The 12213-nt window shown below is 44.8% G+C and carries 12 protein-coding genes; 8 read left to right on the forward strand and 4 right to left on the reverse strand.

Annotated features, from left to right (window positions below):
• Positions 1 to 2: 2 nt before the first annotated feature.
• Positions 3 to 473 carry a ribosome maturation factor RimP gene (rimP, locus tag GL182_RS23220; protein ID WP_163382295.1) on the reverse strand — a complete coding sequence of 157 codons (471 nt, stop codon included), beginning with the start codon at positions 471 to 473 and terminating at the stop codon, positions 3 to 5.
• 157 nt (positions 474 to 630) lie between these two features.
• Here rimP and cysS point away from each other — a divergent pair, with 157 nt between their 5' ends.
• From cysS to GL182_RS23260, 8 genes are all read left to right on the forward strand, one after another.
• Positions 631 to 2124 (forward strand): cysteine--tRNA ligase, encoded by a 1494-nt coding sequence (gene cysS / locus GL182_RS23225; protein ID WP_163382297.1) that lies wholly within the window; start codon positions 631 to 633, stop codon positions 2122 to 2124.
• The gene (locus GL182_RS23230) at positions 2114 to 3094 is read left to right on the forward strand and encodes a M28 family peptidase (RefSeq protein WP_163382299.1); all 981 of its coding nucleotides are present in this window, start codon (positions 2114 to 2116) and stop codon (positions 3092 to 3094) included. The genes cysS and GL182_RS23230 overlap by 11 nt, the downstream gene beginning before the upstream one ends.
• A 26-nt stretch (positions 3095 to 3120) precedes the next feature.
• Positions 3121 to 4275, forward strand: coding sequence for a galactokinase (galK, locus tag GL182_RS23235; RefSeq protein WP_163382301.1), 1155 nt, complete (start codon positions 3121 to 3123; stop codon positions 4273 to 4275).
• Positions 4276 to 4829: 554 nt separating this feature from the next.
• Positions 4830 to 5075 carry an AbrB/MazE/SpoVT family DNA-binding domain-containing protein gene (locus GL182_RS23240; protein ID WP_163382303.1) on the forward strand — a complete coding sequence of 82 codons (246 nt, stop codon included), beginning with the start codon at positions 4830 to 4832 and terminating at the stop codon, positions 5073 to 5075.
• A complete protein-coding gene (locus GL182_RS23245) occupies positions 5066 to 5389 on the forward strand; it encodes a type II toxin-antitoxin system PemK/MazF family toxin (RefSeq protein ID WP_163382305.1) in 324 nt (107 codons plus the stop codon). Before GL182_RS23240 ends, GL182_RS23245 begins: the two co-directional genes overlap by 10 nt.
• 362 nt (positions 5390 to 5751) lie before the next feature.
• On the forward strand, positions 5752 to 6387 hold the full coding sequence (locus tag GL182_RS23250) for an alpha/beta hydrolase (RefSeq protein ID WP_163382307.1): 636 nt from the start codon (positions 5752 to 5754) through the stop codon (positions 6385 to 6387).
• A gap of 376 nt (positions 6388 to 6763) precedes the next feature.
• Entirely contained in the window at positions 6764 to 8215 is a 1452-nt protein-coding gene (locus GL182_RS23255) for a sialate O-acetylesterase (RefSeq protein WP_163382309.1), read from the forward strand.
• Positions 8216 to 8609: 394 nt separating this feature from the next.
• Positions 8610 to 9353, forward strand: a complete 744-nt coding sequence (locus GL182_RS23260) for a hypothetical protein (protein WP_163382311.1) — start codon at positions 8610 to 8612, stop codon at positions 9351 to 9353.
• 2 nt (positions 9354 to 9355) lie between these two features.
• Here the strand turns inward: GL182_RS23260 and egtD are convergent, their stop codons facing one another.
• From egtD to GL182_RS23275, 3 genes are all read right to left on the reverse strand, one after another.
• Positions 9356 to 10288 carry an L-histidine N(alpha)-methyltransferase gene (gene egtD, locus GL182_RS23265; RefSeq protein WP_163382313.1) on the reverse strand — a complete coding sequence of 311 codons (933 nt, stop codon included), beginning with the start codon at positions 10286 to 10288 and terminating at the stop codon, positions 9356 to 9358.
• On the reverse strand, positions 10285 to 11475 hold the full coding sequence (gene egtB / locus GL182_RS23270; RefSeq protein WP_163382315.1) for an ergothioneine biosynthesis protein EgtB: 1191 nt from the start codon (positions 11473 to 11475) through the stop codon (positions 10285 to 10287). The genes egtD and egtB overlap by 4 nt, the downstream gene beginning before the upstream one ends.
• Before the next feature lie 121 nt (positions 11476 to 11596).
• Complete coding sequence (locus GL182_RS23275) at positions 11597 to 12178, reverse strand: RidA family protein (protein WP_163382317.1); 582 nt, start codon at positions 12176 to 12178, stop codon at positions 11597 to 11599.
• Between the last annotated feature and the right edge of the window lie 35 nt (positions 12179 to 12213).

A 12213-nucleotide genomic window follows, 5' to 3' on the forward strand; every position in this document is an offset into this window, starting at 1 on the left:
TTTTATTTGAAAGAGACTAATACTATAGATTTCCTAATTTGGTCAAAAGGTAAATTCAGGCTTTCCTCAATTTCCTTTTTCCCCTTTTCTTTTTTCTTTATCAATATCTGAATTCCCCTTTGATCGACTTCGGTTAACTTTCCCTCAATGGTTTGGTCGTTGGCCAGCATTACCTTCAGATTCCGGCCCATATTTTTTTGGTATTGCCGTCTGGAGCTTAAAGGAAAATCCACCCCCGGAGAGGATACTTCCATGATATAGGCCGTATCCATCAGTTCCTTGGCTTCAATTTCTTCCCCTACAGCCCTGCTAACCAGTGCACAAGTGTCAATATTGATGCCATGGTCCGCATCGATCAGAATTTTGAGGGACTTTTTAGGGCCTTTCTCTACGATAAGAATGTCGACGACGAAATGGCTGCTGTCAGGGAGATGCTTCTCCACTATTTCCTCTATCGTTTGCCTCAAATTCATATCTTTTTACTTACTTGCTTCAGGCTTTGCTCCCAAATGGATTGATAATGAAAGAGGGGACTGCCTGTCCCCTCTTTAGATCATTAACTAATTCTAGCACAAATGTAATAAAATTATTTTCCTAAAAAAAGTATTGAAAGTTTGATAAATTTGCCCCATGCAATCCAAAAAGTTAAAAATATACAATACCCTATCCAGAAAAAAGGAGTTTTTTGAGCCCATCAGTCCCCCACATGTGGGCATGTATGTTTGCGGACCTACCGTGTACGGAGATGCCCACCTGGGACATGCAAGGGCAGCCGTTACTTTTGACGGAGTTTACCGGTACCTTTCTTTTCTGGGATATAAGGTCAGGTACGTTCGTAATATTACCGATGTAGGGCATCTGGAAGCAGATGCCGATGATGGAGAAGATAAAATTGCCAAAAAGGCCAAGCTGGAGCAGCTTGAACCCATGGAAGTAGCCCAGCAGTATGCATCTTCCTACCACCGTGACATGGAGCTGCTGAACACTATCCGGCCCAGCATTGAGCCCAGGGCTACCGGTCATATCCCGGAGCAGATCAAGCTGGTGGAGAAAATTCTCGAAGGGGGACTGGCCTATGAGGTAAATGGAAGTGTTTACTTTGACGTACTGAAATACAATGAAACCAAAAAATATGGCCGATTATCCGGTAGGGTGGTAGAGGAATTGATGAGTGGAAGCCGGGAGCTGGACGGGCAATCTGAAAAAAGAAACCCCCTGGACTTTGCCCTGTGGAAAAAAGCCTCTCCGGAACACCTGATGAAATGGGATTCGCCCTGGAGTTTGGGTTTCCCGGGATGGCACCTGGAATGTACCGCCATGAGTTCCAAATACCTGGGCAACCAGTTTGATATACATGGGGGCGGGATGGACCTGATGTTTCCCCACCACGAATGTGAAATTGCCCAAGGCAACGCCTGCCACCAGGCAGACCCGGCCAGGTATTGGCTGCATAACAACATGATCACCATCAATGGTCAGAAAATGGGCAAATCCCTGGGTAATTTCATCACCCTGCAGCAATTGTTTTCCGGTGAACACGATAAACTGGAACAGGCTTACAGTCCCATGACGGTACGGTATTTTATCCTGACAGCCCACTACAGGTCTACACTGGATTTTTCCAATCAGGCCTTGCAGGCAGCACAGAAAGGATATAAAAAGCTGATCAATGGGCACCGCATCGCAAAATTACTTACCTACCAGGAGGATCCGGAAGTTTCTCCGGATGAAAACCAGGTTAAGCAGATCGAGAAAAGCATTGCTGATGCCTTTTCATCCATGGACGACGATTTCAATACCGCACAGGCCATTGGTCATTTGTTTAACCTGCTGAAGAAGATCAACAGCCTGTATACCGGCCAACTCCATCCGGCGCAGTTGGGAAAAAAGGTATTTGAAGCGTTGATTAAAACCTTTGATTCATTTATAACGGATATTCTGGGACTCCTTGAGGAAAAGGGTGATCACCAGGAGGACCTGCTCAAAGTGATCCTGGAATTGTACGGAAAGGCAAAAACTGCCAGGGAATACCATCAGGTAGATGAAATCCGCAGGGCTTTAAAATCCGCTGGTTTGATCATCAAGGACATGAAAGATAAAGTGGATTGGGCCTATGAAGAGTAAAATTGTCATATTGTGTTTGGGGCTTTTGTATGGGTCCTGCGGAGAGCAAAGTATCCGCGAAGAGCAGGCAGCCGAGGAAAAATCCTTCAACCCGGTACCGGGTTTTAATGCCGATTCTGCCTACGCTTTTATTCAGCAACAGGTTGATTTTGGCCCCAGAGTACCCAATACCCCCGCTCACCGGGAAACCGGGGATTGGTTAACCGGCAAATTGGCGGCTTATGGCTTTTCAGTAAGCGAACAGGAATTCACTGCCCGGGCCTATGATGGGAAGGAGCTGCAATTGAGGAATATCATTGGAAGCTATCGTCCGGAGGCCTCTAAAAGGATTTTGCTGGCGGCTCATTGGGATACCAGAAGGATTGCAGACAAGGATTCGGAACGCATAGATGAACCCATTGATGGGGCCAATGATGGGGGTAGCGGAGTGGGCGTACTCCTGGAGATCGCCAGGGTGTTGCATACCGATACCTTGCAACCCGACGTAGGAATTGATATCATTTTCTTTGATGGTGAAGACGATGGGGAGCCGGAGCACCGGAATTTCAGGGATGGCAGCCAGGTTTGGTGGTGCCTGGGCTCCCAGCATTGGTCCAAAAACCCACATGCCCGTGGATATACGGCTTTTTATGGGATCTTAGTGGATATGGTAGGAGGCAAAAACGCCCGTTTTTATAAAGAAGGTTACTCCATCCAATATGCCAAAAACCTGGTGGACCGGGTCTGGAATTATGCCCATGAATTGGGATATGGAGATTTCTTTCCCATGCGCAAGACTGAGGCCATCACAGATGACCACCTGTTTGTCAATCAGGATGCCAATATCCCCATGATCAATATCATTGAATTCAGCCCTGATTACGGGTTTGGTCATTACCATCATACCCACCAGGACAATATGGACCTCATCGACAGAAAAAGCCTGGAGGTCGTAGGAGAAACCGTTTTGTTTACCATCTTTCAGGAATAGTAATTCTGAACCCAACACCCCTTTTCATGTCTATTACCAAACATATCACCCAACTTTTTCAGGAAAAATACCAACAGGAACCCCTCCTGGTAAGCTCCCCCGGAAGGATCAACCTGATTGGAGAGCATACGGATTACAATGAGGGCTTTGTGCTCCCTGCAGCCATTAACAAATACATTTATCTGGGCTTTGCAAAAAATGGCAGCCAAAAATGCCGGGTGTACTCCCTGGACTTTGGGGAGGAAGAAAGCTTTCTGCTGAAGGAAATGAAACCCCGGAAAGGCTGGATCAATTTCGTCATGGGAGTGGCCGCCCAGATGCAGTCCGCAGGCGATACTCTGGAAGGGTTTGATTGTGTGTTTGGTGGGGACATTCCCATTGGAGCCGGATTGTCTTCCTCGGCTGCCCTGGAAAATGGGGTTGGCCTGGGATTGTCGGAGTTATTCGAGCTGCACTCCGAGAAGCTGGATCTGATCCGGTATTCCCAGCAAGCAGAGCATGCCTTTGCAGGAGTCAATTGTGGGATCATGGATATGTTTGCGTCTATGATGGGTAAAAAAGATCAAGTTATCAGACTTGATTGTCGTTCGCTGCAGCATTCCTACTTCCCACTGGAACTCGGAGATTTTCAATTGCTTCTTTGCAACACCAAGGTAGCCCATACCTTGGCGGAATCAGCCTACAACAAAAGAAGGGAAGAATGTCAAGAGGGTGTCAATCGGGTAAAGCAGCAGTTCCCTGAAGTGAAAAGCCTCCGGGATGTTACTCCTCAGATGCTGGAAAAGGCCAAAGGGCAAATGGCTCCCCAGGTTTACCAGCGGTGCGCATATGTGATCCGAGAGAACGAACGGGTGATAACTACCTGCCAGGCACTTGCTGACCGAGATTTGGAAGCGGTTGGCCACTTGCTTTACGGTTCTCATGAGGGACTCTCTGAAGGGTATGAAGTCAGTTGTCCGGAACTTGATTTTTTAGTGGACTATACCCGAGACTTGCCCTATGTGTTAGGTGCAAGGATGATGGGCGGCGGATTCGGAGGCTGTACCCTAAATCTCCTAAAGAAGTCGGCTACAAAGGATTTTATTGCCTCCATTACAGGGGCTTACAGGGAGAAATTCGGCTTGCAAATGGAAACCTATGAAGTCAACGTTGCGGATGGAACGGGAGTAGTTGAGGTTTAGGGCCATAGGCTTATATCCGCTTTTTTGGCCATTCCTTATTAATGGAGTCCGCCTAAGGAGCTATTTGCTTACTTAGATAGCATACTTCCAATTTATTATAAATTCAAATGGCTCGCAAGATCGCCCGTCTTCCTTTGTAGTGAGGATTTTTTTCAATTAAAAACCAACATATATCGACCAGGAAGGGGGTATTATCAGGACCTATGCACACCTTTTCTGCACGGAATGAGTTGATTGGTACAAGAGGCGAGCAAAGAACATTGGCAGACTGCCAGGGGAAGTATTTATTCCCTGATTGACGACATTTTTATCTCTGGGGTAAACGCATTCTGTCGATTACGAACGGTTAGGTAAATCAGCGCTTATTGGTAAAATGCTACCCCTTTATACCTGTACGGCCCTTATTTTTTTTACAAATTAGTAGTTAGTTTTAGTGACCGCTGGAAGGTAAATAAAGTGCACAATTCAATTTAGCCGGATGTTGGCAATAATACCGAACAAATTTTGATAGCAGAACCAAATGTATTTACTTTGTAATAACATTTTAGAAAAATATGGAAGCATCAATAATAAAAATCGGTAATTCAAAAGGACTTCGCTTAAGCAAAACAATTTTGGATAAATACAATATCAGGGATAAAGTGGAAATTATTCTTGAAAAAGGTCATATCATACTCAAACCAATAGGTTCACCACGTAAAAATTGGGAAAAAGAGTTTAAGAAAATGAGCGAAAACGGAGATGACAATTTGCTCATGAACGATGTGTTTGATGACGAAAACCTTGAGGAATGGAATTAGCGCAGTACTTAATCGTTCTTGTAAATATTGAACCAACAGTCGGGAGCGAAATTAAAAAGACTAGACCTTGTGTTGTCGTTTCACCAAACGAAATGAATAAATACCTAAAAACAATCGTTCTTGCTCCAATGACAACGAACCTAAAAAAATATCCGACAAGAGTTTCAGTTAAGCACAATGGAAAAAAGGGAATGATAGCAATTGACCAAATCAGGACAGTTGACAAAACCAGAATTATCCGAATTTTTGATCGTCTAACCAAATCCGAAATTGAAAAATGCAAAGAAGTAATAAAAGAAACTTTTGTGGACTAAAAAAATAATAGTACCACTCGGCGTACGGGCCTCGTAACTGCCCTTCATCCCGGCTCTTCGCTAGCATCTTTTACAAAAAGATTTTTTAACGCTCGGCCCTCTCTCGACAAACCACTCCCGTAAAAAACGGGACAGGCATTGGGACTTGGTAATGCTTCGGGACACAGCCTGTCCCGATATTTATCGGGAACTCCCCCACATAAGGGACTTTCACCCTCTAAAATAATTTGGTATCTCGATACCAGATGCCCATACTGGGCACACATATTATGTATGAAATCGTAGCCACGCAAGGCAAACACTACAAGCAGAGCTACAATTCATACATTTAGCGAAATGGTGCATTAAAAAATAGTCAGAAATTGAAAATTTACGGAATAAGTGGACTTGGTGCTGACAAAAGAGTTTTCGACTATCTGAATTTGGACTATCCACTAATTCCTGTTGAATGGATTGATCCAGTAAAAAACGAGACTTTAAAAGACTTTTCCATTCGACTATCAAAAATGATTGACATAAATTCTGATTTTGCGTTAGTTGGGGTTAGTTTCGGTGGGTTAGTTGCTGCTGAGATTAACAAATTCCTTCAACCAAAACTTACCATTTTAATCGCTTCTGCCGAAACAAAGAATGAGCTCAGACCGATTTATAGAGGTCTCGGCAAAATTGGTCTCCTGAATAGTGTACCGAGTAAATTTTTTGACCCACCGAGAAATATTGCCAAGTTCATTTTCGGCACGAACAATGGAAAGTTGTTGAATTCCATTTTAGACAACACTGACTTAAGATTTGCTAAATGGGCAGCTAATGAATTAGTAAATTGGAGTAATCTTGATCGAATTGAAAACGTAATTCGCATTCATGGGACGAAGGATAAGCTTATTCCTTGGCGTGGATCAGGTAAAGTTGAATTAATTGACAATGGAGAACACTTTATGATTGTCGATAGAGCTGATGAAATAAGTAAGATAATAAATGAAAAAATAAGAACCATTTAGGCTACCATGATGCGATTAAGGCTACGGTTCATGGTAGCGTACGTTGGACTTAGCCTCCGGTACCGCTTTTAGTTCCTTTCTTTAGTTCCTTTCTTCAATATTTTCCCCGATGCTTTTTGTTGCATCAGAAAATCAAGAACTAGCTGTCTGAGGGTGGAGGTTTGTAAAAAATACCTGACACTGGTTTAGATTTCGTTAAACGGATAAAAAAATGGGGTTCGACTAGCAACACACTGCCCGAAACACGGTATTTCAGTCCATTTTCGAAAAAAATAATTAAAAAAAGCCAAAAAGTTAAAAATGGGGGGGTCTGGATTTTGGGTCAAAAATCGTATATTATCAAATCTTTTTTCAATTAAACTAAACTCAGATAACAATGAAAAAAATTGGGATGCTTATTGCGTTGTGCCTATGGATGTTTCAGGTACAGGCGGAGCTGAAATTACCGCGGGTATTTGCGGATCACATGGTGTTGCAAAGAGGACAGGAGATCCCCGTATGGGGAAAGGCAGATCCCCGGCAGCGTGTGATTGTCACCTTTCAGGACAAGGAATATCGGGTAAGAGCCGACCGGGAAGGTAACTGGGAGCTTCGCATGGGTGCTTTTCCGAAAGGAGGCCCTTATACCTTAACCGTTAACACCTCGAAAGAATCCCTTGCCTATGAAAACGTCATGATGGGTGATGTCTGGCTACTGGGAGGTCAATCCAATATGGAATGGGCCTTGAAAAACACCAATAATGGTGAAGACAGCATCAAAGTGGCAGACCATCCCAATATCCGATTGTTTGAAGTAGGAAGAAACCTCAGCCTGGAAGCCATAGATGATGTCCCGGAAGCGAAGTGGTCGGTTTGCTCTCCAGAGACGGTAGAGAATTTTTCGGCCATTGGTTATTATTTTGCCAGAAGGATCCAAACCGACTTGGATGTTCCCATAGGCCTGTTGGATGTCAACTGGGGTGGGACCTTATCTGAAGCCTGGACCAGTGCAGAAGCCTTGATGACACATGATGATTTTAAAGAACGTGTGGCAAGCAATCAAACAGAAGGGCCTGAGGATTTTTCAGACCCGGAGGTCAGGAAGCCCAACCTTTGGCCTACCAGTCTTTACTTTGGCATGTTGGAGCCTGTGATCCCTTTTGCGATCAAAGGAGCCCTCTGGTACCAGGGAGAGTCCAATGCCGGCAGGGCCTATCAGTACAGGGAAATTTTTCCTTTGCTGATTTCAGACTGGAGAAAGCAATGGGGACAAGGTGACTTCCCCTTTATATGGGTGCAGTTGGCCAATTTCAGACAAGCCAAAGAAGAACCCGGGGATAGCGACTGGGCAGAACTTAGGGAAGCACAGAGCATGACCTTATCCCTGCCCAATACCGGACAGGCGGTGATCATCGACAAAGGAGAAGCGAATGATATCCACCCGAGAGACAAATGGACCGTGGGCGAAAGGCTCGCCAAAGCGGCCAAAAAAATCGCCTACGGCATGGATGTGGTATACAGCGGACCTACCTATAAATCCATGGAAATTCAGGACGACCAGATCAGAATCAGCTTTGATCATGTGGGTTCCGGTCTGATGGTTAAGGACAAGTATGGCTATGTAAAAGGCTTCGCTGTGGCAGGAGCCGACAAGCAGTTTCACTGGGTCAAAGGTTTTCAGGACGGTGACCAGATTGTATTGGAAACAGGTGATATAGCTGATCCGGTCGCTGTCAGGTATGCCTGGGCAGATAATCCAGATGATGTAAACCTTTACAATAAGGAAGGCCTGCCAGCCAATCCATTCCGTACGGACGAATGGCAGGGCATCACCTATGGGAAGAAATAAAAGTTGAGCATCTACAAATAATCCCTTCCGGCAAAACCATAAGGTCTTTGGCGGAAGGGAATTTTTTTACCTAAATTGTATACTTTCCATTCGGCTTGTCAGGCCCCTGATAATTTCAGGAAATACCTTGCCGATTTGGCCGATTCTGAAAGTGCCGGCCTGAGACCACGACAAACCACTTGGATTTTAGCAATTGAAGGCGCTTTTCGAAAGGAAAGCCAGGACCCCTGAATACGCTTGTGGCACTGCTGATCAAAAAATCTATTCTTGGCAGGAGGATTTCCAGTGGACTACCGCCAAAGCTGCTCAGGGCTTTAAATGTAAGCTTTTCCCCCTAAAATTTCAGGATACTGACTGAAATTACTATATTCCTTAACGATCAGTTTAAAATAGCATGGAACATTTTATTGAGGGTGTACACAATTATTGTGACCGTTGGTGTGAGCGATGTATTTTTACCGACAGGTGTAGGGTTTTTGCCATGGAAAAAGAGGACCGGCCGGTGGAAGCCAATGACCCGAAATGGGAAACATCCATGGAGCCCCTTTCCAAATCCCTGGAGGAAGCCAGGAAACTGCTGGAATACATGGCCATGGAAAAAGGAATAGATTTGACACAAACGGACCCGGAATTTGAAAAGAACAGGAATGAACAAAAAACCAGGGTAGGAGACCATCCTTTGATGAAAAAATCCATGGATTATATGGAGCAATCCGGAGAATGGCTGGAAAAGGGACAGGTGAAAATCTACACAGAAAAAATTTTTGAAGGTGTGAATCTGGGCATAAAAAGCATGCAGGAAGGTGAAAGAGAGATATTGGCGCTACGGGAAAGTCTGGAAGTCATCCGCTGGTACCAGCCTTTTATCGTAGTAAAATGTCGCCGGGCCCTGATGGGAAAGGAAGATGGATATGAAAACCAGTTTCCTGAAGAAGAGCGGGGTTATAATGGCAGTGCCAAAATAGCCAGGATAGCTATTGAACGCTCCATGAGAGCCTGGGCCGGTCTTTTGGGATTCTTTGAGGAAGAGGAAAGTGCCCTTTTTCGGATTTTAGCCAGTTTGCAGCAAAGCCAGGTTTATTTGGAGAAGGAGTTTCCGCACATGGACCTTTTTATCAGGCCTGGATTTGATGAGTAAGTCTATACTTCAAAAAGACTGATGCTGAAATAGGCCTTGCTATCGGTAAAATGATGGTCTTTTTTAAAGCCGGCTTTTAACCTTATCTGGTCCAGGTCTTGTAAACTGTATTTTTGCGATATTTCCATATGAATAGGTTCATAAGGATGAAAAGTGATGGTCTGACCCGCCACCCGCACCTCTTGTGCTGCCTTGCTGATTAGGAAGCTTTTGGTGGCTCCGCTCAGGGGATCATAGCTGGCATAATGGTCAAAACCTGCTGTATTGAAATTCCCGTCCAATTCCCGGTTGATCCTTTCCAGCAGGTTGATGTTAAACTTTTTGGTAATGCCGGCAGGATCATCATAGGCTGCCAGAATGGTTCTGGGATGCTTTTTCAGATCAACCCCAAGCATCAAGTGGTCCCCTTTTCTCATAAAGCTTTTCACAAACCGGATAAAGTCCAGGGCTTTTTCCCCTTCAAAATTTCCAATGTTGCTACCGAGAAAGAGGATAATTTTTGGGTTTTTTCCGGAGGAAATGTTTTTCAAAGTTTCAAAGTAATCCCCGGCAATGGGTTTTACACAGAGTCCCGGAAGTTTTTCCTCCATGATTTTTTCATTTACCGAAAGGATTTCCGGAGAAATGTCCAGGGGGATATAACTCACTTTTTCCTTTTCCCGGACCAAGGGATCCAGAAAAAGGGCTGTTTTGCTTCCATCTCCTGCTCCCAACTCTATCACATCATAGCTTTTATGGGGAAGTTTCCGGATGATGTCTTTTGCCCGCAGCCGTAAAATCTCCGTTTCACAGCCAGGGAGGTAGTATTCCGGCATGTGCATGATTTGCTGGAATATGGCCGAGCCTTTATCGTCATAAAAGTATTTGGAATAAAGTCTTTTAGGGTTCGATTGTAAACCGGTCAAGACATCTTTTTCAAATGTATTTGTTTTCATAAGGTTCGGGCAAGTCTGATTCCTGAAAAAATCCACCTGGAGGGAGGAGCAAAAAAGTTACGGTAGGTATTTCTGCTATGGCCTTCAGGCGTGGTTATGGAGGCGCCTTTTAAAACATGCTGGTTGACCATAAATTTACCATTGTATTCTCCCAGCGCGCCGGGAGCTTTTTTAAAACCTGGATAGGGAAGGTAGGCACTACCCGTCCATTCCCAAAGTTGCCCCCAGGAAAAATGATCCGAGGCCGCTTCCCATTCAAATTCTGTAGGCAGGCGCGTTCCTTTCCATGCAGCATAGGCAGAGGCTTCGTAGAAACTAATGTGTTGAACGGGCAACTCCGGATTCACAGGTGCAAATCCATTGAAGGTGTATTGTTTCCATTTTCCTGCAGTATGGTGCCAATACAGGGGAGCTTTAAGCTCCTGACTCTGTATAAAATCCCAACCGTCTGCATGCCAGAGGTTAAAGTCCTGATAAGCTCCGGAGTTAATGAATTGCAGGTATTCCCCATTGGTCACCAGTTTGTTGGAAACCTGATAGGGTTCCAGAAAAACCCGGTGCTGTTTCTGTTCATTGTCATAGCAAAACCCTTTCCCGGAAAAACCAATGTCATAAATACCCTCCTTCATGGAGATCCATTGCTGCTGCTGATTTTCCGCTGTCAGTTGGTATGCGTTTCCATATACGGGGAAAGTAGGTTGGTGGCCCAGGATGTATTTGATATCGTAAACCAACAGCTCCTGGTGTTGCTGTTCATGGTTGATTCCCAGTAAGACGATATCCAATGCCTCCTGGCTGGCCTCGCCTGAGGCAATGAAAGTCATTACTTGGTCGGTCACATGCTTTCGGTAAGCCAAAACTTCCCGGACGGGAGGACGGCTCATCAGGCCCCTGTTGGGACGTAGCACCCTGTCTCCGGCATTGTTATAATAACTGTTGAACAAATAGGCGAAATCTGGATCGTATGGGGAATAGCCTGGGATGAAGGTACTGAGCAGAAACTGTTCAAAAAACCAGGTGGTATGCGCCAAATGCCATTTGGGGGGAGAAACGTCTACCATGGGCTGAGGCACATGATCTTCCAGTTCCAGCGGCGCGCAAATCCTCTCGGTTTGTTGTCGGCAGTTTTTAAATTGTTTTAAAAGTATTCCTGATCTGGTTTCAGATTGGCTCAAATTCACTGACATGCGGTGATTGGATTTGATTGGTTGTATGAAACAAATGAATAGGGCTAAAGTTTACTTCTTCTCCGGAATAAAAGCAAGTTTCAGGCTGAAGTAGTTTGTATCAGAAAATAATTTCGTTTTTTTACTCGTAAAGTTCGACAATCATATCGATTTCTACGGCGATGCTATTGGGCAGGGAGCTCATACCTATGGCTGCCCTGGCGTGTTTTCCCTTTTCGCCAAAGACTTCTACCATTAAATCCGAGAAGCCATTGATGACTTGAGAATGTTGTTTGAAGTCGGGGGAAGCATTGACCATGCCCTGCGCCCGTACGATATTTTTTACCCTGTTCAGGTCTCCAATTTCAGCTTTCAGGGAGGATAGCAGGGAAATACCGGTGAAGCGGGCGGCTTCGATCCCTTGTTCCAGTTCCAAATCAGATCCAAGTTTGCCTATGACCTGGGTGCCATCGGGTCTATCCGGCCCGTGCCCGGCCAGGTAGACCACATTGCCCACGGTTTTGGCTTTGAGGTAGTTGGCAGTTGGGGCGTTTGGTTCAATCAGCGTGATGCCCAGATCTGTGATTCTTTGTTCGGCATCTATGCCATCATCGGTCACCTGTGCAGTGTTTTCCTGATTGCTGATGGTAGTGTTTGTTGCTTTTTCCCCACAGGAAATGAGACAAAAAACGGACAATAGGGTAAATAAAGATAGTTTTTTCATGTGTTTTTTATTAAGGTTTTGTTCTCCGGCTATTA

It is taken from the genome of Cyclobacterium sp. SYSU L10401 (genome assembly GCF_010993705.1).
In the GTDB taxonomy this organism is placed as follows: Bacteria; Bacteroidota; Bacteroidia; order Cytophagales; family Cyclobacteriaceae; genus Cyclobacterium.